The sequence below is a fragment of the Citreicoccus inhibens genome, assembly GCF_019039035.1.
Lineage (GTDB): Bacteria > Myxococcota > Myxococcia > Myxococcales > Myxococcaceae > Citreicoccus > Citreicoccus inhibens.
Map to the genome: position 1 here is coordinate 31,922 of NZ_JAHNZT010000045.1, position 21,667 is coordinate 53,588.

Annotated in this window: 13 protein-coding genes; 5 read left to right on the forward strand and 8 right to left on the reverse strand. The window is 69.2% G+C overall.

Features of this window, described 5'->3' with window-relative positions:
* The first annotated feature begins 232 nt into the window (after positions 1 to 232).
* Positions 233 to 1,609, forward strand: a complete 1,377-nt coding sequence (locus KRR26_RS32425; protein ID WP_236069412.1) for a hypothetical protein — start codon at positions 233 to 235, stop codon at positions 1,607 to 1,609.
* A 773-nt stretch (positions 1,610 to 2,382) separates the two neighbouring features.
* Here the strand turns inward: KRR26_RS32425 and KRR26_RS32430 are convergent.
* Both KRR26_RS32430 and KRR26_RS32435 read right to left on the reverse strand, forming a co-directional pair.
* Positions 2,383 to 3,420, reverse strand: a complete 1,038-nt coding sequence (locus tag KRR26_RS32430; protein WP_217081708.1) for a serine hydrolase domain-containing protein — start codon at positions 3,418 to 3,420, stop codon at positions 2,383 to 2,385.
* Between the two features lie 27 nt (positions 3,421 to 3,447).
* Positions 3,448 to 4,233, reverse strand: coding sequence for an AraC family transcriptional regulator (locus KRR26_RS32435; RefSeq protein ID WP_217081709.1), 786 nt, complete (start codon positions 4,231 to 4,233; stop codon positions 3,448 to 3,450).
* A 133-nt stretch (positions 4,234 to 4,366) separates the two neighbouring features.
* On the opposite strand from KRR26_RS32435, the gene KRR26_RS32440 reads away from it, so the two are divergent.
* The 4 genes from KRR26_RS32440 to KRR26_RS32455 all read left to right on the forward strand — a co-directional run bounded on the left by KRR26_RS32440 (position 4,367) and on the right by KRR26_RS32455 (position 9,798).
* Positions 4,367 to 6,598 carry a M9 family metallopeptidase gene (locus KRR26_RS32440; protein ID WP_217081710.1) on the forward strand — a complete coding sequence of 744 codons (2,232 nt, stop codon included), beginning with the start codon at positions 4,367 to 4,369 and terminating at the stop codon, positions 6,596 to 6,598.
* A gap of 92 nt (positions 6,599 to 6,690) precedes the next feature.
* Positions 6,691 to 7,131 carry an ExbD/TolR family protein gene (locus KRR26_RS32445; RefSeq protein WP_217081711.1) on the forward strand — a complete coding sequence of 147 codons (441 nt, stop codon included), beginning with the start codon at positions 6,691 to 6,693 and terminating at the stop codon, positions 7,129 to 7,131.
* 183 nt (positions 7,132 to 7,314) lie between these two features.
* Complete coding sequence (locus KRR26_RS32450; protein ID WP_199723911.1) at positions 7,315 to 8,289, forward strand: NADP-dependent oxidoreductase; 975 nt, start codon at positions 7,315 to 7,317, stop codon at positions 8,287 to 8,289.
* A gap of 186 nt (positions 8,290 to 8,475) precedes the next feature.
* Entirely contained in the window at positions 8,476 to 9,798 is a 1,323-nt protein-coding gene (locus tag KRR26_RS32455) for an SGNH/GDSL hydrolase family protein (RefSeq protein WP_217081712.1), read from the forward strand.
* An 87-nt stretch (positions 9,799 to 9,885) separates the two neighbouring features.
* On the opposite strand, the gene KRR26_RS32460 is transcribed toward KRR26_RS32455, so the two are convergent.
* The 6 genes from KRR26_RS32460 to KRR26_RS32485 all read right to left on the reverse strand — a co-directional run bounded on the left by KRR26_RS32460 (position 9,886) and on the right by KRR26_RS32485 (position 21,624).
* The gene (locus tag KRR26_RS32460) at positions 9,886 to 10,302 is read right to left on the reverse strand and encodes a DUF1036 domain-containing protein (protein ID WP_120209552.1); all 417 of its coding nucleotides are present in this window, start codon (positions 10,300 to 10,302) and stop codon (positions 9,886 to 9,888) included.
* Positions 10,303 to 10,332: 30 nt separating this feature from the next.
* Positions 10,333 to 10,641 carry a hypothetical protein gene (locus tag KRR26_RS32465; protein ID WP_120209553.1) on the reverse strand — a complete coding sequence of 103 codons (309 nt, stop codon included), beginning with the start codon at positions 10,639 to 10,641 and terminating at the stop codon, positions 10,333 to 10,335.
* A 170-nt stretch (positions 10,642 to 10,811) separates the two neighbouring features.
* The gene (locus tag KRR26_RS32470; protein ID WP_120209554.1) at positions 10,812 to 11,339 is read right to left on the reverse strand and encodes a MaoC/PaaZ C-terminal domain-containing protein; all 528 of its coding nucleotides are present in this window, start codon (positions 11,337 to 11,339) and stop codon (positions 10,812 to 10,814) included.
* On the reverse strand, positions 11,336 to 12,226 hold the full coding sequence (locus KRR26_RS32475) for an HpcH/HpaI aldolase/citrate lyase family protein (protein WP_120209555.1): 891 nt from the start codon (positions 12,224 to 12,226) through the stop codon (positions 11,336 to 11,338). Before KRR26_RS32475 ends, KRR26_RS32470 begins: the two co-directional genes overlap by 4 nt.
* A gap of 20 nt (positions 12,227 to 12,246) precedes the next feature.
* Positions 12,247 to 13,461, reverse strand: coding sequence for an aminotransferase class I/II-fold pyridoxal phosphate-dependent enzyme (locus KRR26_RS32480; RefSeq protein ID WP_120209556.1), 1,215 nt, complete (start codon positions 13,459 to 13,461; stop codon positions 12,247 to 12,249).
* A gap of 39 nt (positions 13,462 to 13,500) precedes the next feature.
* Positions 13,501 to 21,624 carry a non-ribosomal peptide synthetase gene (locus KRR26_RS32485; RefSeq protein WP_217081713.1) on the reverse strand — a complete coding sequence of 2,708 codons (8,124 nt, stop codon included), beginning with the start codon at positions 21,622 to 21,624 and terminating at the stop codon, positions 13,501 to 13,503.
* Between the last annotated feature and the right edge of the window lie 43 nt (positions 21,625 to 21,667).

Genomic DNA, 21,667 nt, shown 5'->3' on the forward strand with positions numbered 1-21,667 from the left:
ACGTGTCACACCGCCATTCAGGAAGGAGCATCAATCCCGATTCAGCCTGATGATTGAATCAGACCGACTTGTCAGGAACTTTCCGTCAGCATTGCGAACCTCGGGGAGGATTCCTGCGCACACCCGAGCACCTGCGCGCTCTCGGGAGGCTGTTGACAGTCGAGCACGCGTCGGGCCGCCAGCTGGCCTCATCGCGAGCGCGCGCCCACCGTGGGAACCGCGGAGGGAGCCAATGAGACGACTGCGACGGAAGGCAGGAGGAATCGCGCTCGCGGGGTGCCTCGCCTGTGGAGGCCCGCCGGACACGCAAGCACCAGGGGCAGCGGCGCACGCGGGCTCCGTGTCGCTCGGCGTGGAGACAGGGCGGGCCTCGCGGCTCACCGGGCCCGGCGAGGAGCAGGCCGCGGCGGCGGTCCATGACGGAGATGGGAACCTCGTCATCGCCGCGAGGTTCGCCCAACGCCTCTCCGACGAGTCGGGGCCGCTCAGCGTCGCGCCGGGAGAAGCCTCCGTGGTGGCGAAGTATCGCCCTCAGGGCGAGCGCCTCTGGTCACGCACGGTGCTCGCGCGCGTGGCGGCCGTCGCCGCACGTCGGGATCGTCATGTGCTCATCGCGGGAACCTTCGAGGGCAGCGTCGACCTGGGCGGAGGTCCACTCACCGCGGGCGAGTTCCCCACCGGAGTCTTCCTGGGCGAGCTCGACGCGGCCGGGCGCCACGTCTGGTCGCGCGCCTATCCGTTGGAGTACACGAGCTGGTTCGACCCCCGGCGACTCCGCGTGGATCGCGCGGGCAACCTCGCGATGGGTGGACTGCTCCGAGGCGCCATCTACTTCGGAACGGCCGTCATCGTCGCGGACAACTCCGCCGTGCTCCTTCACCTCGACGCCCGGGGGAACTTCCAGTGGGGCTACGACGGCGAGAGCCGTTTCGCCGAGGCAAGCGACTTCGCCCTGGACGAGGACGACAACCTCTACCTGGCGGGCACCTGGGCCTCGGACCTCTATCCCCCCATCGACCGCATCCCCTTCGTCTACAAGTTCTCACCCACGGGGGAGGTGCTGTGGCGGCGGGAGCTGGGCACGGTGGCGGCCCAGGGACACGCGGTGGGCGTGCATGGCAACCGGGTCGTCCTCACCGGCGCCTTCTCCAGCCCGCTGACGTTCGCGGGGACCACGCTGAGCCCTCGCGGCGGCAATGAGGGATTCCTGGTGGGCTTCTCTCGCGCGGGGGATGAGCGGTGGATTCGACGCCTGGGCTTCGAGGGGCTCGACCTCGTGATGGCCCCGCTCGATGACGTGACGGTGGTGGGCAGATACCGGGATGGGGACACGCTCGGCAGCGGCGCAGTGCCGGGCGTTCCGGGCAGCGACACCAACCTCTTCGTCGCCCAGTTCGATCGCAACGAGGGCAACGCCCTGCGCGCCCGCGCCTTTCCCATGGCGCATCCCAGCGGCGTCTTCACCGGGGCGGATCGCTACCGTGTGTCGGCGGAGGAGCACGGCACGGTGGCGTTCCTCGGGGGCCTCATCGCGCCACTGGACGTGGGGCCCGTCACGCTCGAGCCCGATGGCCTCCGCGACCTGTTCCTCCTGGTGGGCCGCCCCTGAAACTCATCCACAACGGGAAGAGCCAACCGGAGCGTCGTGAACAAGGGAGGAGTCCTCGTGGCAGCCACTCCTGCACGTCAAGAGTGAGCGGCGCGGGCACTGCGTGCAGGGAGACCGTCAGCGGCCCCCGAGGTGCGTGCTGGGATTTCGCCACCGCCGAGGCAGCGGCGTTCGGTGAGTGGGTGTTCTGCTGCACGATGGGGACGGCCACGCTCGACGCACTCCACGCCTGAGCGAGGCGGGCTGACACAGCCCATCCCAACGGCACCCCACCGGACCAAGAACTCAGCCCGGTGGGAACTCAGCACCTCAGCATCAGTCAAGCCTGTCACTCAAGGCAGAGCTTGATCTGGTCCGCGTAATCGCTGCGCGGCGAGAGCAACGCCCACTGACATGTCTCGCCTTTCGCGCAGACGCCGTCGTCGCAGCGCCGATGGCAGCGGCGATCTCCCTCTTCTTTCTGGCATCCAGGGTTCCAGCCCCCTCCGTCGAGACCATAGGGCATACACTCCTGGCTGACATTGCAGCGCTCCCCAGGATCGGAGCACGCATCGTCAAACGAGCAAACCGCGAGGGAGGAAGACCGGACGCTGCTTTCGGAATCGTCGCACGCGGCGGAGAGAAACAGCACCAAAGGAGCAATCAAAGACAAGCGCATGACAGGTCCCGGGAAGGCAGTGAGAGCACGGCATCGTACGCCCAGACCTGCTTCCTCCAACGAGGAATCAGGGTGAATCACCGGCAGAATGTGCGTCCAGCAACCTGTCTCAGACTCATGAAACCGGATGAAACTTGACGCTGGACAACAGCGTCAATCCAGGCGCCTCCACGGGCACTCGGCCGCGGAGCGCGTCCAGCAGTGACCAGCCATGATCCGCGAGTAGGACCACGCCTGCATCCGCCTCGGGCACGAATCCGAGGAACCCCACGAAGCCCCCCATCACGGACGAGCGCCAGAGCACCTCCCGGCCCTGCTGACGCGTCACCGTCCAGCCCAGGCTCCAGCGTGCACGCCCCGCCTCCACCCGAGGCGCCTGCGTTCGCTTCAGTGCTCGCACGACCTCGGGCGCGCCTCGCCCCAGGTGTGCATCGAGGAAACGCAGCACATCCCCCACCTGGGAGTGGACCGCCCCCGCGCCCGGGAGCGCTGGAAACGTCCAGCTGGGAACGGCCTTGCCTCGCGCGGTGTGGCCAGACATCGCTCGCGGCGCCTGCTCGTCCGTGATGCGGGTGGTGGTGTCACCCATGCCCAACGGCTTGAACACCAGGTCCCTCAACGCATGGCCGTAGTTCACACCCGCGCGCCGAGACAACGCATGCCCCAGGACGCCCATCCCGAGGAAGGACTCGGAATGGGGGCGCGGCGCGGGCCGCGAGGGCCGGTAGCTCCGCAGGAACTCTCCGAAGAGTCCCGCCGAGTAGTGCCCGAAGGGGTCCTCCGGATTCTGCGGCGCCGCATCCAGGTTCGGCGGCAGGTGCGGCAGCCCGGACGTATGGGTCGCGAGCTGCTCCAGGGTGATCCGGCCCGCCGCCTCATCCACCAGGAGTCCCCGGGGAATCAACTCCGACAGCGGCGTGTCCAGCCGCAGCTCCCCCCGCTCCACCAGGACGGACAACAGCGCGGTGGTGAACACCTCGGTCAGCGCCCCCAGCGAGAACAGCGCGTCCGGCGCGGGCGGCGTGCCCTTCCCTCGAAGCCCCTCGACGACATGCGTCCCGCCAACCGTGAGCCCCACGCACAGGGACGCGTTGCGGTAGCCACGCAGGTAGCGGCGGGTCTCGGAGCGCAGCAACTCGGCGGGCGTCGACATGGGGCGAGGCTCATACCAGAAGCGGCGTCAGCGCACGCGCCCCGGCCCCGTACCGAAGAGCTGGCGGTACTGCCGCGGGCTCAACCCCGTCACCAGCTTGAACTGCCGCGACAGCGCGCTCTGGTCGCAGAACCCCACCGCCAGGGCAATCGCGGCGATGGGCAGCCCAGGATCCAAGAGCAATCGCTCCGCCGCCGCGTCGATGCGCGTCTTCATGATGAACTGCCCCGCGGAGAGCTGGAAGATGCGCCGCATCCGCCGCTCGAACTGCGCCCCGGACATGCCCGCGCGCCGAGCCAGCCCGTCGATTCTCAGCCGCTCCCCATAGTGCGCCTGGAGGTAATCGATGGTCGCCGCGAAGCGCTCGTCCACCAGTCCAATGCGCCCCGGCTCGTGCACGTCCTTGGACAGGCACGCGAGCCCCAGGATGCGACCATCCCCGGCGAACAGCGGGACCTTGCTCGTCAGACACCACCCAGGCTTGCGGTTGTTGAAGAGCGTCAGGTCCAGGTTGTCCACCAGCGGACGGCCGGTCCGGAAGACGCGCTCGTCCTGTCGCACGTATCGGTCCGCCATGTGTCGCGGAAACAGCTCGTGCGCCGTGCGCCCCACCGCCGCGGCCTTGCTGCGCAGACCGCAGCGCTCCGCGCACGCCTCGCTGATGCACACGTAGCGCCCTTGGATGTCCTTCACACTGAAGACGATGTCCGGGACCCGGTCGAACAACGCCTCCGCGAACAGCGGGTTCGCCACCCTCCCCATGAACTCCACCCGCCACTGCTCCAGCGCGTCGCGGGCTTTGGTCGTTTCCATTCGTCCCCACGTAGCAAAGACACAAGAACGACAGACTCAGTCACGAATACCTTGAACTCCACGTGAAACCCACGTCGGTGTCACGGGAGCCGCGAGACACCGAGCATTCCCCCTCGTGCCAGGAGTCCAAGCCATGCGCTGTCCCCCCGAGACCGGGCATCGTCACGCCCTGCTCCTCTCGTTGTGTCTCACCTTGACGGCCACCTCTGCCGCCGCGCTTCCCGGAGGTCCCGCCCCGGGACGAGCCGAGCGGGGCCACGGCGTGGAGCGCGCCGAGGCGCGCATCCGCACCGGCGACCGAAGCCCCAACGTGGCCCCGGAGCAACTCCGCCGCGAGCCCACGCCCAGCTCCGCGCGCCTGGGTCTGCTCGCGACGTGTGACACCGCCGCGTTCGCCTCCGCCAGCGGCAGCGCCCTGGTCACCCTGGTGAAGGGCTCCGCGGAAGACTGCGTCAACTCGCTGTTCAACCTCACCGGCACGCTCGCCGGACAGGTGTTCATCGAGAGCAAGATGGTGGCCGTCGCCAACGCGCTCACCACGAGCGCGCAGCAGTACCCGGGCAACAACACCGGCAAGGCGCTCCAGCTCGTCCTGTTCCTGCGCGCCGGCTACTACGTGCAGTACTACAACTCGGACGCGGTGGGCGCCTACGGCACCGCGCTGCGCAATGCCATCCGCCCGGCGCTCAACGCCTTCGTCGCCAACAGCCACTTCGCGGATGTCAATGATGACCACGGCGCCGTGCTCAGTGAGTTCGTCATCCTCATCGACAGCGCGGGAGAGAACGCCCAGCACCTGAGCACCTTCCGAGGCATCCTGGATCGCTTCAACAGCACGGCCCTGCCCTACTGGTACATGCGCAGCGCCACCAACAACGTCTTCACCGGCTTGTTCCGCGGCCACTACCTCACGGACTTCGTCGCCGCGGTGCAGCGCGACTCCTCCATCCTGGACTCCCTGGACAGCTTCGGTGTGCGCACGGACTCGCTCCTGGGCACGGACAACCAATACCTCACCGTCAACGCCGCCCGCGAGCTGTCGCGGTTCCTCCAGTATACCGGGGCGCTGCAAGACAAGACCCGCCCCAAGGTGAAGGCGCTCATCACCAATCACGCCATGACGGGCCCCACCGCGGGCGTCTGGGTGGGCGCCGCCGAGATGGCGGACTACTACGATGGCGCCAACTGCTCGTACTACGGCATCTGCAACTTCCGGGTCGCCCTGGAGCAGGCGGTGCTCCGCACGTCGTACAGCTGCGGCGCCACGCTGCGGCTGCGCGCCCAGGACATGACGTCGGATCAGCTCACGCAGAGCTGCACGGTGCTCGGCGCGCAGGAGGCGTACTTCCACGACAAGCTGAAGACGAACAAGGTGCCCGTGGCCAATGACGGCAACACGTCCTTGGAGATGGTCATCTTCGACAGCAGCCTGGACTACGAGACGTACGCCGGCGCGCTCTTCGGCATCGATACCAACAACGGCGGCATGTATCTGGAAGGCGACCCGGCGGCCGCGGGCAACCAGGCCCGGTTCATCGCCTACGAGGCCGAGTGGGTGCGCCCCACGTTCAAGATCTGGAACCTGGAGCACGAGTACGTGCACTACCTCGACGGGCGCTTCGACATGATGGGCGACTTCGGCGCCAGCACCAGCCAGCCCACCATCTGGTGGGTCGAGGGCCTGGCCGAGTACATCTCCAAGAAGAACGACAACGCGGACGCGGTGCAGCTCGGCACGAGCAAGGCGTTCCAGCTCAGCCAGATCCTGCGCAACGACTACAACAGCGGCACGGAGCGCGTGTACTACTGGGGCTACCTGGGCGTGCGCTTCATGTTCGAGCGGCACGCGAGCGAGGTCACCACGATGCTCGGCCAGTTCCGCGCGGGCAACTACACGACCTACCGCACGTACCTGGACGGACTGGGCACCTCGCACGACACCGAGTTCCACCAGTGGATCGACTGCGTCTCCACCGCGGCGGATCCCAGCACGTGCGCCACGCCGGGACCTGGGCCGGGCTCGGGCACGCCGTGCACGGACTCCAACCCCATGGTGCTGGGCAATGGCTGCTACCGGGGCTCGCTGGCGTCCAGTGACGTCCTGTACTTCTACCTGTGGGTGCCGGCCGGCGCGCGCAACCTCCACTTCCAGACGAGCGGCGGCACGGGCAACGCGGACCTCTACATCCGCGCCGTCACCTGGCCCACCACGACGACCTACGACTACCGCCCCTACCTGGCTGGCAATGACGAGACGGTGGACATCCCCAGCCCCGCGGCCGGCAACTACTTCCACGTCATGCTCAAGGCGCGCGCGCCCTACGCCGGCGTGAAGCTGGAGGCGCGGTTCGATCCCGCCCCGTGACGAAACGATGACCGAACCACGGAGCGCGACAGGCCAACGCGCCGGCGCTCCGTGGTCCCCTGTCAGCCTCCACATCCCCACGGAGGTTGAACGTGAGAGCGCCCGTCGTTGCCCGCCGCGGCAAGATCACCGTCGTCAAACCCGCCTCGGACATGCGGTCCGACATCAACATCACGCCGCTCGTGGACGTGGTGCTGGTGCTGCTCATCATCTTCATGGTGATGACGCCCCTCATGACTCAAACGCTGTCACTGCAGCTGCCCGTCCCGGATGACTCCGCCTCGACCGCCGAGCTGGCACCCGGCGTCGTGCGCCTCGCGGCGGACGGGGCGTTGCGCCTCGAAGGCGAACCCCTCCGCGGCGAGGACTGCGTGCCGCGCCTCCGCGCGTTCCTCGCGGCCCGGCCTGAAGGGCAGCGCGGCCTGCTCTTCGAGCCGGATCCACGCGCCCCCTACTCGCGGCTCGTCTCCGCGCTCGATGGCGCGCGGCGCGCGGGCGCCGAGGCCCTGGGCCTCTCGGTCGACGCGCCGTAATCCAAGCGGGCCCTCGGGCGGGCGCCCCTCCGAGGGCTCGCGGCACGTGCAGCCCCTGTCGCCTCCCCGGGCCGGAAGGCGGCGGACCACCGCGCCGCCCGCGAGGCCGGCTGCGATGCCTCCGGCCCCGGCCCATGCACATCGTCTCGGGACACTGGATGCACGTTGAGGAAGGAGCTCTCCATGGCCCAGGCCATTCCCGATACGATGAAGGCCGCCGCGCTCGACAAGTTTGGCGGCCCCGAGGTCATTGGCATCAAGACCGTGAAGGTCCCGAGCTGCGGCGACGATGAGATCCTCCTCCGCGTCGATGCCGCGGGCATTGGCGCGTGGGACGCATGGGAGGTCGGCGGCGGACTCGCCGACATGATCGAGGGCGGCCCGCGCTTCCCCTATGTCCCGGGCAGCGATGGCGCGGGCGAAGTGGTCGCCGTGGGCAAGAACGTGAAGAACTTCAAGGTGGGCGACCGCGCCTACGGCTTCGCGTTCGGCAGCCCCAAGGGTGGCTTCTACGCGGAGTTCACCGCCGTGAAGGCCGAGAACGCCGCGCGCGTTCCCCAGGGCCTGTCCATCCAGCAGGCGGCCACGCTGGCGGCGGATGGCATCACCGCCCTGCGCGGCCTGGAGGATCAACTCCAGCTCAAGTCCGGTCAGCGGTTGCTCATCTTCGGAGCCAGCGGCGGCCTGGGGCACATCGCGCTCCAGCTCGCGCGCCGACTGGGCGCCAAGGTGCTGGCCGTCGCCTCGGGAGAGGATGGCGTGGCGCTGGTGCGGCGCCTCGGCGCCGATGCCGCGGTGGACGGCCGGAGCGGTGACGTGGAGAAGGCCTGCCGCGAGTTCGCGCCGGACGGCCTGGACGCGGCGCTCGTGCTGGCGAACCGCGGCGCTTGCGAGGCCGCGCTGAAGCTTGTCCGCAAGGGGGGCCGCATCGCGTACCCCAACGGAGTGGAGCCCGCGCCCAAGGGCCCCGCGGGCGTCAAGACGATGGCGTATGACGGGCTCCCAGGGGCCGACGTCCTCCAGCGCCTCAACGCGTTGATCGAAGCCGGCCCGTTCCACCTGGAAGTCGGCCAGACCTACCCCATGGCGGAGGCCGCCAAGGCCCAGCAGGACGTGGCCCGGCACCACCTGGGCAAGCTCGCGCTGCGGATCCACTGACCCCCACGGCGCTCGCGGCCGCACGGTCCCCACCGTGCGGCCCGCGCCAGGTGTCGTGCCGAGCCCACCAATCCATTGAAGTTCAAATTTTCTTCACTGACTGGACTTCCCGATATCTCCTTCGGAATGATGCGGGCTCACCCGCCGAGCGCAGCAACTCGTCCGTCATCCGAGGGAGCGACACCCGTGCCGCGTACGACCATCAAGAACCTGATCATCTTTGGCGACAGCATGTCGGATATCGGGACCAAGGCGCAGACCGGCATGGGTGGGTTCGCGGGGTTCTTCGGGCTCATGCAGGTCAATGAGCTGGGCCGGTTCAGCGATGGGAGGAATTGGACGGACTTCCTCTGGGAGTGGGCGGGAGGAACCTCGATGTTCCGCGCCGCCCAGGTGCGCTTCGAGATCCCCGACGAGCCGCCGCCGAAGCCCGCCCTGCCGCCGACCTCTCCGCTCATCGAGAGCCGGGCCGCCACCGTGGTCCACCGCTCGCTCACCGTGGACTCGGATCAGGACTCGGGGAGAGGGCTGACGGATCCATCGGATCCAAGCTCTGGCTCCGGTCGTGCCTTCACGTATGTGAACTACGCGGAGGGCGGCGCGATGGGGGCCTCGGATCGCTCGAAGATCGGCTGCGGCACCTTCCGCGATCAGATCAACCGCTTCACGACCCAGGTCCGCGCGCGTCCGCTCCACGGTGAGACGCTGTTCATCATCTGGTTCGGGCTGAACGACCTGGTGACGAACAATCGCGACCCGGACACCATGTCCAAGGTCGTCAATGAGATGTTCCGGCACATGCGCACCCTGCGGGTTCTCGCAGGAGGGACCGCGCACTTCCTGCTGATCAACCTGCCGGACCCCTCGGACGCCGTGCGCTTCGTCAATCTTCCGCGCGAGGACCCCAAGAAGGTCCGCTACACGTCCGGCGCCACGGTGTTCAATGCCTATCTGGCGGCGGCCGTCGCGCTGGGGTACGCGCCGGAGGAGCCCGATGACAAACGACTCGTCGTCGGCCTCGTGGACATGTTCAACATCCTCAAGGCCGTCACGAGGAGTCCCGCGCGCATGGCGGAGAACCACCTCCGGCCTGGAGCGCAGTCCAACCTGCCTGCGCTCCGCTACCCCACCATCGGGCCCCTGCCGTCCTATCCCCCGCTGCCGCCACCACCGGGCGGAATGTTCCGGATCCCGCCGCCCCCTTCGTCGCCATCCCGCCGCTCGGGCGGCTTCCGCCCGCATCCGCCCTCGGGTCCACCGCCCTCCAGTTCCAGCTCCAGTTCCAGCTCGAGTACCAGCTCCAGCTCCATGATGGCGCTGCCTCGCGTGCCGCCCATCTCCGGTCCGCCACCGCCCACCCCCATCGCGACGAGCGACCTGGCGCACCCGACCGAGGCGGTCTATCGGGTCATGGCGCGGTACATCGCGCGAAGCATCGTCACGCGCTTCGAGATCGGCTCCCTGGCGCGTCACTATGAGTGCCGCGGGGTTCGCGCGGATCCGCACTGAGCACCCGCAGACGAACCAAGTCCCGCCGTGGGCCGCGCGAGGGGGGAAATCGCGCGACCCACGGCGAGCACAGTGCGCTCCCTCGCCTCAGGGCGTGAGCGTCAAGGTGTAGTTCGAGTAGCTGTCCGTATCGAGCTGGCGGTATCCGAGGTTGCGCGAGTCCGTGCTGCACGTGTTGTCGCACCAGTCGAAGGCGGTGTACGGCGTGCACGTGAAGTAGGGGCCCGCCCAGGCCATGCCGCCCCCTTCCGCGTAGTAGTACGAGTAGCGGTTCACGATGGGCGCGCCCGAGACGACCTTGCATTGTCCCGGCGTCAGGCTCCACCACCCCTGCTTCTCCCAGGTGGAGCCATCCTCGACCAGACATCCCGGCGCGTACCAGGAGTAGGCGGTCCACAGGGTGACGTTGGTCCCGTTGCAGAACTGCACCCAGGCGCGCGCCTCGGGAGCGCTCACCACGCCCAGCAGCACCGCGCCCACGACCATGAGCTTGCGATTCGTCATGACAGTCTCCTGAATCGTCGCGGGTGGGGACTAGGGCAGGACTCGCCGCACGCGGCCGGGCACCGCGCTTTCGGGCTTCGTCGTGCCCGCCGTCTCTCGGCCCACGGAGACCGAGCGCTGGGCGGAGCTCGAGGGGTCCACCGCGTAGTGGACCGGGACGGCCTGGAGCGGGGCGCCACTCGGGGGCAGGGCCAGCTCCGCGTCGGTGGGACGGGGTTGAGCGGGCGCGGCCTCGACCACCTGGGGCGACCGGGTCGCTTGCGCGGACGGCGGGCCACCACCACAGCCCAGGGCACACACCACCAGCCCCAGGAGCATGAATCCTCGCGGCGTCATCATCGAATTGTTCCCCTTCGAGCGCGCGGCGACCGGACCGTGGACCTCGCCCGGCCGTCCAGCGCGTGCACTCCATACCCCGAGGGCTTCGGATCGCTTCACACCCCCGGGCGCATGGGCTTCATCGAAGGAGCGACACTGTTCGCATGCCTCCGCTCCGAACCTCGGAGGGCTCAGTAGTTCGCATCCACATCCACGCTGTGCTTCTTGAGTGGAACCAGGAACGAGCGCTCGAAGGTCATGAAGACCGTGCCATCGGGCTTCACGCCGCGCGTCTCGACCGTGACGATGCCCTGGGTCTTCCGCGAGCGGGACATGCGTTTGTCCAACACGCGGCTCTCCGCGTAGATGGTGTCACCGACGAACACCGGCGCCGTCAGGCGAATCTTGTCCCAGCCCAGGTTGGCCACCCCCTTGGCGCTGGTGCTGTTGAGGCTCATCCCACCCACGATGGCCAGCGTCACCAGGCTGGACATCAGCGGCTGCTTCCACTCCGTCTTCCCCGCGTAGACCGCGTCGATGTGCAAGGGATGGGTGTTGAGGCTCAACAGGGACTGCCAGATGTTGTCCACGTCGGTGAGCGTGCGACCCGGCCGGTGCTCGAAGACGTCTCCGACCTCGAAGTCCTCGAAGTACAGGCCATGGGTCTCTCGGTATCGCTGCTTGCCCACCTTCTTGTGAGCGGGGACCAGCTTCTTCATGACTCTCCAGCACGGGAGCCGATCCTCAAGGGAACGGGCTCGTCGTCGTCGTCGGGTTGAACACTCGCCAGCACGCGCTTCGCCGCGGCCACCAGGGGCGGGCCCACCATGTTTCCGCCCACCACGTGGATGCCGCCCTTCCCGTCATCCGCCTGCGCGAGCACCCGGCGCGCGTGGTCCACCACGCGCGCGCTCGGCTTGAGGGCCTCGTGGATGATGCCCACCTGCTGCGGATGGATGGCGATCTTCCCGGTGAAGCCCAGCGCGTGGGCCCGCAGCATCTCCGCCGCCAACCCCTGCGGATCCCCCAGGTCGAAGAAGGGCGAGTCGATGGCGCAGCGTCCGCCCAGCGCCGCGGCCATCGCGATGCGCGAGCGCGCGTAGAACATGGGCTCCCAGGTGAGCGGCACCCCGAGCTGCGCGGAGAGGTCCGCGGCGCCGAAGATGATGCCCCGCAGCCGCTCGCACGCGGTGACGATGGCGTCCACCGCCTCCACCCCCCGCGGCGTCTCGATGATGGCCATGAGGGCCACGTCCGGCATCCGCGGGGCGAGCAACTCCTCCAACTGCTGCACCTCCGCGGGCGCCTCCACCTTGGGCAACATGACGACGCGAGGGCGGGCCCCGGACTCCAGGAGCGCGAGGATGTCTCGCAGACCGTCCGCCGTGCGCAGGCTGTTGATGCGCACCGCCAGGGGGAGGCGCGCGCCAGTCCGGCACAGGTGCTCGACGGCGAGCTGCCGCGCCTGGGCCTTGAGCGCGGGCGGCACGCCGTCCTCCAGGTCCAGCAGGCCCACGTCCGCGCCCACGTCCAGCGCCTTGTCGAAGCGCGAGGCGTCCAGGGCGGGGGTCACGAGGAAGGTCCGACAGGGATTGGGCAGGAACATGACGTCGGCTCCCAGGTGACTCAGGTGAACCGCCGCTTCATGTCCGCCACCGCGTCGCACAGCCGCTGGATGTCCTCGCGGCTCACGTTGGCGCGCATCATGAATCGCAGGCCCGCGCGCCCGCGCGGAACGATGGGGAAGAACACCGCCGAGGAATAGAAGCCCCGCTCCAACATGAAGCGCGAGCCGGCTACCGCGGCCTCCTCCGGCCCGATCTCGATGACCTTGATGGGGAAATCCTCGCCCGAGGTCCGCGTCGGCACGCGCTCGTCGAACTGGCGGATGTTGGCGCGCAGGGCCTCCTGTCGCGTCGCCAACTCGGGCGTGCCGTGCAGACGCGCCGAGGCGAGGCTCGCGCCCACCGCCGGGACATTCAGGCTCTGCGACCAGCCCAGCGGCCCGGCGAAGCGCCCCACGAGGTCCTCATGCTGCTTCGAGCCGAGCAGCACCACGCCCCCCGAGGTGCCGAAGCCCTTCGCCAGCGAGGCGATGATGACGGTCCGGGGGTTGATCTCCTTGCCCACCAGCGTGCGCACGAACCCCTCGCCGGACGCTCCGAAGACAGACAGCGAGTGGGAGTCATCGAAGTAGAGGAAGAGGCCGTAGCGCTCCTGCAGCGAGAGCAGGTCCTTCACGATGGCCGCCCCGCCCATCGAGTAGAAGCCATCCGCGACGTACGCCACCCGGGCGTGCTTGCGGCACACGTCCTCCAGGAAGTCGAGGTCGTTGTGCGGAGCGGTGAGCACCTCCGTCTCATCCGCGCAGATGGGCTTGATGAGGTTCATGGAGAAGTGCGCCGCCTTGTCGAAGACGAGCACGGGCGACTTCTTCTCCGGCAACAGGTGCCCGGACGCGATGAGGGGCAAGAGCCCCGCGCTGGCCGCGCTCGCCGTGGTCGTCACGATGGCGGTGCCGCGCCACCGACGTGACAGCTCAGCCTCCAACTCGTCCAGGAGCGCCAGGCGGATCCGCAGCCGCGAGACGCCCATGTCCATCGTCTTCTCGCGCTCCAGCGCGTGGATGGCGCCTTGGAGGACCTCCGGATGGGAGTCCAGACCCAGGTACGAGCAGGAACACATGTTGATGAACTCCCGCCCGTCCGGCAGCGAGAGCGAGCCTCTCCCCGTGTTGCGGACCGACAGTCCCAGGAGCCCGGCCTCCTTCGCGGCATCGAAGGACGGGTTGCCATGGGCAATCATCGACTCGGTGTTGCGGTAGCGGTTCTTCTCGTCCATGAGTTCCCTCGCACGCGCTGCGGAACTTCGTCTGGAACCTCAACTCCGGTGGGGCTCGACCTTGCTTGCGCCCATGCCCTCGTCGGGATGGGACAGCGCGCGGTCGAGCAAGGCGAACCAGGCATCCCGCAGCCGCTCGATGCTCGCGAGTGCGAAGAGGTCCGTGTTGAACACCCACGTGCCGCTGAACTGCCCGTCGCTCTCGCTCAGCACCAGGCTCAGCTCATATGTGGCGGACCCCGAGTCCTCAGCGACCGGCAGCAGCATGACGTCCGGCAGGCGCACGGGCTCCATGGGCGCGTTCTGCAGCGCGAACATGGCCTGGAAGAGCGGCGTGCGGTGCGGAAGCCGCTCGACGCCCAGCGCGTCCACCACCAGGTCGAAGGGGATGTCCTGGTGCGCATACGCCCCCAGGGTCACCTCGCGCATTCGCGCGAGCAGTTCGCGGAAGCTCGGCCCGCCGCGCAGGTCCACGCGCAGCGCGATGCCGTTGACGAACAGGCCGATCAACGGCTCCAGCTCGGGCAGCACCCGGTTGGCGATGGGTGAGCCAATGACGACCTCTTCCTGGTTCGACTGGTGGCACAGGACGGCCCCGTACACGGCCAGCAGCGCCATGAACGGGGTCACCCGCTCCTTGAGGCAGAGGGCATTGAGCGCCTCGCTCCGCGCCGTCCCCAGCACCACGGGGATCGAGGCCCCCGCGAACGTCCGCGTGGAAGGACGCGGCTTGTCGAGCGGCAGGTTCAGCAAGGTCGGCGCCCCGGCGAGCACCGTCCGCCAGTAGCCTAGGCGCGCCTCCAGCGTCGGGCCCGTGAGCCACGTGTGTTGCCACACCGCGAAGTCCGGATACTGGAACGCGAGGGGCGGCAGCCGAGGCGTCTCGCCCCGCGCGAAGGCCGCGTAGAGCAGTCCGACCTCTCGCATGAGGACTCCCTCGGACCATCCGTCCGAGAGGATGTGGTGCTTGGTGAGGAGCAGCAGGTGCTCGTCTTCGCTCAGGCGCAGGAGCGCGCCACGCACCAGCGGGCCTTGAACCAGGTCGAAGGGGGTTCGCGCCTCGTCGCCGATGCGGCGGAGGACCTCCGCGTGGGCATCCGCGTGCTCGCGCAGGTCCACCCTGGGCAGGTCGAACCGCAGGGTCGGCGCCACGCGTTGCACCGGCTGCCCCGCCTCTTCGTCGAACGTGGTGCGCAGCGACTCGTGGCGATCGATGAGCGCCTGGATGGCCGCGTGCAGCGCATCCGGATGCAGCGCGCCTTGGAGCCGATAGGCCCCAGCCATGTTGTAGGCCGTGGAGGCCGGACTCGTCTTGAACAGCCGCCAGAGGCGCCGCTGCGAGAACGACAATGGCAACGCGTGCTCGCGCGAGGCACGGGTCAGCGGAGGGGGAGAGGACGCCGCCTCGTTCCCCGCGCCATCCATCCGGCGCGCCAGCTCCGCGACAGACGGCCCCGTGAAGAAGTCGCGCAGCGACAGCTCCGTCTTCAGCTCGGCCCTCACGCGCGCGAGCAACTGGGTCGCCAGCAATGAATGGCCGCCCAGCTCGAAGAAGTTGTCATGCACGCCGACGCGCGGCTTGCGGAGAACCTCCGCGATGAGCCGCGCCAGGGTCTCCTCCGTGGGCGTGCGCGGCGCCACGAACTCGCGCCCCGCTCCCCCTGCCCCGCTCGCGTCCGGGTGCGGCAAGGCCCGGCGATCCAGCTTGCCGTTGCGCGTGACTGGCAACGCGGGCAGCACCACGAAGGCCGCCGGAATCATGTACTCGGGGAGGCCCCGGCGGAGGAAGTCGCGCAGGGCACTGGGGTCCACCGACGCACCGGGCTGCACGACGACGTAGGCGACCAGCGCTGTTCCCCCAGGCATGTCGCCCCGGGCGAGCACCGCCACCTCACGGACTGACGCATGTCGCGCGAGCGCGGCCTCAATCTCCGCGGGCTCGACGCGGTAGCCCCGGAGTTTGACCTGCGCATCCTTGCGCCCCAGGAACTGGAGGCTTCCGTCCGGCATCCACCGCGCCAGATCTCCCGCGCGGTAGAGGCGCGCCCCAGGCGCCGCGCTGTACGGATGCGGGACAAAGGCCGACGCCGTGAGGTCTGGTCGCCGGTAGTAGCCCCAGGCCAATCCGTCGCCTCCGATGAACAGCTCGCCGGGCACCCCCACCGGCACGGGCCGCAGGTGCGCATCGAGGATGAAGACCTGTGTGTTGGCCAAGGGGCGGCCAATGGACACCGACGGTCCCACCGTGTCGGGATGGGTGAGCACCGCGCACGAGGTGAAGGTCGTTCCCTCCGTGGGGCCGTAGCCGTTGACCAGGCGGCCCGCGCGCGACAGGTGCTCTCGCACCTTGCCGGGCGCCAGCACGTCGCCGCCCGCGAGCACCTGCCGCACGCGCCCCAAGGGTTCGGGCTGGTGCGTGACCATCTGCGCGAACAGCGCGGCGGTCAGCCACAACGTGGTGACGCCATGGCGGTCCAGCGCGCGGCCCAGCTCCTCCAGCGTGGGCGTGTGGCGGTCGAACACGACGAGTCGCCCGCCGTGCAGCAAGCAACCCCACAGCTCGAACGTCGAGGCATCGAAGGCGAGCGGCGCGAGTTGGAGGAAGACCTCGTCCGGGCCCAGCCGCGCGTAGTCCGTGCCGACCACCAACCGGACCACGGCGCGATGCGGGATACAGACACCCTTCGGGGTCCCCGTGGAGCCGGACGTGAACATCACATACGCCAGGTCATCTGCTGAGGCATGCATCGCCGGTCGCGTGTCGGGCAAGGACGTGGGAAGCGGCGCCTCCAACAGCAGCACGCGCGTGGCCAGTCGCTCGCCTCCGAGCCGCTCTCGCAGCCCCGCCTGGGTGAGCAGGCACGACGCCTGGACGTCCTCGAGCAACATCGCGAGGCGCTCCGGCGGCGTGGTCGGCTCCAACGGGACGTAGGCCGCGCCCGCCTTGAGGATGCCGAGCACCGCGACCACCATCTCCAGCGAGCGCTCCACGCACAGCGCCACCCGGTCCCCGTGGCGCACGCCCTCCGCGCGCAGGTGGTGGGCCAGCCGGTTCGCCCTCTGGTCCAGCTCGCGGTACGTCAGACGCTGTCCCTCGAACTCCACCGCGACCGCTTCGGGCGAGCGCTCCACCTGGGCTTCGAACAACGACGGCACGCTGGCCTCGCGCGGGAAGTCGCGAGCGGTGGCGTTCCAGTCGCACACGACGCGCTGGCGCTCCTCATCCGTCACCCACGCCAACTCCGAGATGCGCCGCTCCGGATGCGCCACCACCGCCTCCAACAGCACGCGGTAGTGCGCCAGCATCCGATGGAGCGTGTCCGGCTCGAACAGGTCCGCGCGGTACTCCAGGCCGCCCACGAGGCCCTGCGGCGTCTCGCTGAGGCCCAGGTTGAGGTCGAACTTCGCGGTGCCGGCGTAGACCTCCCACTGCTCCAGTTCAACGGAGGGCAGGCGGATCTTCATCGCCGGGGTGTTCAACAGGCTCAGCACCACCTGGAAGAACGGCGTGCGCCCGAGCTGACGAGGCGGCTGGAGCACCTCCACCAGCTTCTCGAAGGGAATGTCCTGGTGCGCATAGGCGCCAAGGGTCGACGCCTTCACCTGGCCCAGCAGCTCGCGGAACGTGGGGTTTCCGCCCAGCCGCGCGCGGAACACCAACGTGTTCACGAAGAAGCCAAGCAGGCCCTCGGTCTCGGGCGGATTGCGCCCCGCGATGGGCGCGCCCACGCAGAAGTCGTCCTGGCCGGAGTAGTGGCCCAGCAGCAACTGCCAGCTCGCCAGGAGCCCCATGTAGAGCGTGGAACCTTCTCGGCGACAGAGCGCGTGGAGCGCCTCCGTCAGTGACGAAGAGAACGCCACGGGAATCACCGCCCCGGGACGGCGCGGATCCGCCGTGCGCGGATGATCGGTCGGAAGCTCCAGCGCCGAGGGCACGCCCTCCAACTGTCCGCGCCAGAAGTCGAGCTGCCGCTCCAGCGTCTCCCCTTGCAACCAATCGCGCTGCCACGCGGCGAAGTCGGAGTACTGAATGGGCAACTCCGGCAACGGCGACGGCTGTCCCGCGGAGAAGGCGGCGTACAGCGCGGCCACTTCCTTCAGCAGCACCGAGATGGACCATCCATCGGAGATGATGTGGTGCATCGTCACGAGCAAGAGATGCTCGCGCTCCGCCATCACCAGCAGCCGCACGCGCAGCAGCGGTCCACGTGACAGCTCGAATGGACGCGACGCCTCCTCACGCGCCAGCCGACGCGCCTCGGACTCTCGCGCGGCCTCGGGGAGCGCGCGGAGGTCCTGCACCTCCACCTTGAACGAGGACGCGGGCGTGATGACCTGCACCGCCCTGCCCTCGCTGACGCGGAACACCGTGCGCAGGACGTGATGACGCCGCACGAGTTCCACGAACGTGCGCTCCAGGGCCAATACATCCAGGGCCCCGCGCATCTTCAACGCGGCCGGGATGTTGTAGTCGGGGCTGCCGGGTTCGAGCTGATCGATGAACCAGAGGCGCTGCTGCGCGAACGACAGCTCCGCCTCCTGGACACGCGCCAGGATGACGGGTGCCGCGGCCGGTACCGCTTCACCCGCGGCCAATCCACCAAGGCGCTCGGCCAGCGCGGCCACGGTGGGGGCGTCGAACAGCTCCTTGAGCGGCACATCTCGACCCGTCAGCGTGCGGATGCGCGCGATGACCTGCGTCGCGAGCAGCGAGTGGCCACCGAGGTCGAAGAAGTTGTCGTGGATGCCCACCGACGGGCGGCCCAGCACCTCGGCCCACAGCGCGACGAGCTGCGCCTCCAGCGCGTTGCGCGGAGCGGCGTCCTCGGTGGGCCGTGCGACCGGCGCCTCGGGCGCGGGCAAGGCTCTCCGGTCCACCTTGCCGTTGGGGGACAGCGGCAGCGCGGCCAGCTCCACCACGGCCGAGGGCACCATGTACTCGGGCAGGTGCTTCTGCACGTGCTCTCGCAGCGAGGACACCTCTCCGCCGGGGACGACGTAGGCCACCAGCCGCTTGTCTCCGGGGACGTCCTCGCGAGCCACCACCACCGCGTCGCGCACGCCCGGGTGTTGGCGCAGCACGGCCTCCACCTCGCCCGGCTCGATTCGGTAGCCGCGCACCTTCACCTGGAAGTCCACTCGGCCGAGGAACTCCAGCGTGCCGTCCGCGCGCCACCGCGCCTTGTCCCCCGTGCGGTACAGCCGCGCTCCGGGCGTGGCGCTGAAGCCATGGGGCACGAAGCGCTCCGCCGTCAGGTCCGCTCGACGCTGGTAGCCCCACGCGAGGCCGTCTCCGCCGACGTACAGCTCTCCGGGCACGCCCGGAGGCACCGGCTGCTGGCGGCCGTCCAACACCCACGCCGTCGAGTTCGACAGCGGCCGGCCAATGGGCACCGTGCGCCCCACCGAGTCGCCGCTCCGCAGCGAGTGCGTCGCCGAGAACGTGGTGTTCTCCGTCGGGCCGTACCCGTTGATGAGCACCGAGCCCGAGGGCAACCGCGCCAGGTGCTCGGACACGCGCTCCACGGGCAGGACATCTCCTCCCGCGAGCACTTGCCGGACACGCGCCAGGGCCGCGCCCTGGTGCTGCACCATCTGCGTGAAGAGGGCCGCCGTCAGCCACAGGGTGGTGACGCCTTCCCGAGTCAGCAGCGCGCCCAGCTCCTCCAGCGAGAGCGCACGCGGCGGGGCCAGCACGAGCCTCGCGCCGTGCAGCAGCGCACCCCATACCTCCAGGGTGGAGGCGTCGAAGGCCACGGGCGCCAACTGAAGGAGGACTTCGTCGGGGCCGAAGCGCGCGAAGGTGTTGTTTCGCACCAGTCGCGTCACGCCTCGGTGCGGCACGCAGACGCCCTTGGGGCGCCCCGTGCTGCCGGAGGTGAACATGACGTAGGCGAGGTCGTCTGCGCACACCTGCGTATCGGGCGGGGTCGAGGGCCTCGCCGCGATGGCGTCCCACTCAGCGTCCAGCAGCACCAGCAGGCCGCCCACTTCGGGCAGCTCATCCGCCAGTCGCTCCTGCGTCAGCACCACACTGACGCCGGCCTCCTGGAGCATCCACGCCACGCGCTCCGTGGGCTGGCTCGCCTCCACCGGCACATAGGCCGCGCCTGCCTTGAGGATGCCCAGCATGCCCACGATGAGCTCGGGCGAGCGCTCCACGCTCAGGCCCACGCGCCCGCCCGGTCGCACCCCCATGCGCCCGAGGTGCCACGCGAGCTGATTCGCGCGCGCCTCGACCTCGGCGTAGGTGAGCCTTTGCTCACCCGAGCTGACCGCCACCGCGCCGGGTGTCGCGACGGCCTGCATCGAGAAGAACTGATGCACGGGCAGGTCCCGCGGGAAGTCGCGGGTCGTGTCGTTCCATTCAACGAGGACGCGCCGCCGCTCCTCCGCCGTCATCAGCGGGAGCTCGAACACGCGCGTCTCCGGCGCCTCAATCGCCGCTTCGAGCAGAACGCGCAGATGGCCCATCATCCGTTCAACCGTCGCGGCATCGAACAGGTCGCTGCGGTACTCCATCCGGCCAATCAGCCCCTGGGGAGACTCGGTGAACGTGCCCGTCAGGTCGAACTTCGCCGTGCCCGTCGTCTGGTCCAAGGGCTTGAGCCGCAGGCCATGCAGCTCCAACTCCGCCGTGGGCGTGTTCAACAGCGTCAGCGACACCTGGAACAGCGGGGTGCGATCCGGGAGGCGCGGCGGCTGGAGCACCTCCACCAGCTTCTCGAAGGGCACGTCCTGGTGCGCGTAGGCACCGAGCGTCGACTCCTTCACCCGACGCAACAGCTCGCGGTACGTGGGGTTCCCGTCGAACCGGGTCCGGATGACCAGTGTGTTGACGAAGAAGCCGATCAACGCCTCGGTCTGGGCCTGGTTACGACCAGCGATGGGTGCGCCGACGCTGATGTCGTCCTGGCCCGAGTGACGCGCCAGCACGGCCTGAAGCCCAGCCAACAGTCCCATGTACAGCGTGGCGCCTTCGCTCCGACACAGGGCCGTGAGCCGCTGCATCACCGCCAGCGACAAGTCCACGTTGGCAACGCTCCCCGTCGGCGTCGAGCCGCGCGGACGATCCGTGGTCAGCTCCAACGCGAGGGGCGCACCCTGGAGGTGCTTCTTCCAGTAATCGAGTTGCTTCTCCAGCACCTCCCCCTGCAACCACTCCCGCTGCCACGCCGCGTAGTCCGCGTACTGGATGGACAGCTCGGGCAGTGGCGAGGACCATCCCATGAGGTAGGCCGCGTACAGCGTCGCGACCTCGCGGATGAGCAGCGCGATGGACCAGCCATCCGAGACGATGTGGTGCATCGTCACGAGCAACAGGTGCTCTTGCTCCGCGACGCGCAACAGGCGGGTGCGGAACAACGGGCCTCGCGACAGCTCAAACGGTCGGACCGCCTCTTCGCGCGTGAGGCGCACGGCCTCCCTCTCCCGTTCGGAGAGCGGGATGGAGGTCAGGTCCTCGACGGACAGGAGCATTGTCGTCGCGGGGGCGATGACCTGGACGGGCTTGCCATTGCGCGCGGCGAAGTGCGTGCGGAGCACCTGGTGGCGTCGCACCACCTCGGTGAAGGCACGCTGGAGGGCGGCCACCTCCAGCGGTCCCTCCATCTGCACCGCGGCGGGGATGTTGTAGACCGAGGCGCCTGGTTCGAGCTGATCCAGGAACCACAGGCGCTGCTGCGCGAAGGACGGCTCCACCTCGACCTTCCGCGCCAGCAGCGAGGGCCCACTCGACGCAGGGCGCGACGCCTGGGCGGGCGGCGGCTCACCGTGGACCGGGCGAGGCTCGAATCCCGCGGGCTCCGGCCGTGAAGGCACGAGCCCATCCAGGTGCTTCGCCAACCCCGCGACCGTCGGCTCGTCGAACAACGTGCCCAGAGGCAGCTCGACCCCAAAGTCGCTCCGCACGCGCGAGACGACCTGCGTGGCCAAGAGCGAGTGGCCTCCCAGCGCGAAGAAGCTGTCGTGGATGCCCACCTCCTCCAGCCGCAAGACCTGGACATAGAGGGCCGCGAGCTTGCGCTCCGTGGCCGTGCGAGGAGCGACACGCGCGCCCCGCGACGGTGCGGTCAGGTCCGGGGCCGGCAGGGCGGCGCGGTTCAACTTGCCGCTCGTCGTCAGAGGCAGCGCATCCAGGTGCACGAAGACGGTGGGCACCATGTGCTCGGGCAACCGCTGCTGAAGGGAGGCGCGCAGCGCGGCG

Bases quoted from the DNA above. Each gene is read 5' to 3' on its own strand.
- KRR26_RS32425 (WP_236069412.1), top strand. From the start codon at position 233: ATGAGACGACTGCGACGGAAGGCAGGAGGAATCGCGCTCGCGGGGTGC.
- KRR26_RS32430 (WP_217081708.1), bottom strand. From the start codon at position 3,420: ATGTCGACGCCCGCCGAGTTGCTGCGCTCCGAGACCCGCCGCTACCTG.
- KRR26_RS32435 (WP_217081709.1), bottom strand. From the start codon at position 4,233: ATGGAAACGACCAAAGCCCGCGACGCGCTGGAGCAGTGGCGGGTGGAG.
- KRR26_RS32440 (WP_217081710.1), top strand. From the start codon at position 4,367: ATGCGCTGTCCCCCCGAGACCGGGCATCGTCACGCCCTGCTCCTCTCG.
- KRR26_RS32450 (WP_199723911.1), top strand. From the start codon at position 7,315: ATGGCCCAGGCCATTCCCGATACGATGAAGGCCGCCGCGCTCGACAAG.
- KRR26_RS32460 (WP_120209552.1), bottom strand. From the start codon at position 10,302: ATGACGAATCGCAAGCTCATGGTCGTGGGCGCGGTGCTGCTGGGCGTG.
- KRR26_RS32465 (WP_120209553.1), bottom strand. From the start codon at position 10,641: ATGATGACGCCGCGAGGATTCATGCTCCTGGGGCTGGTGGTGTGTGCC.
- KRR26_RS32470 (WP_120209554.1), bottom strand. From the start codon at position 11,339: ATGAAGAAGCTGGTCCCCGCTCACAAGAAGGTGGGCAAGCAGCGATAC.
- KRR26_RS32475 (WP_120209555.1), bottom strand. From the start codon at position 12,226: ATGTTCCTGCCCAATCCCTGTCGGACCTTCCTCGTGACCCCCGCCCTG.
- KRR26_RS32480 (WP_120209556.1), bottom strand. From the start codon at position 13,461: ATGGACGAGAAGAACCGCTACCGCAACACCGAGTCGATGATTGCCCAT.
- KRR26_RS32485 (WP_217081713.1), bottom strand. From the start codon at position 21,624: ATGGTGCCCACCGTCTTCGTGCACCTGGATGCGCTGCCTCTGACGACG.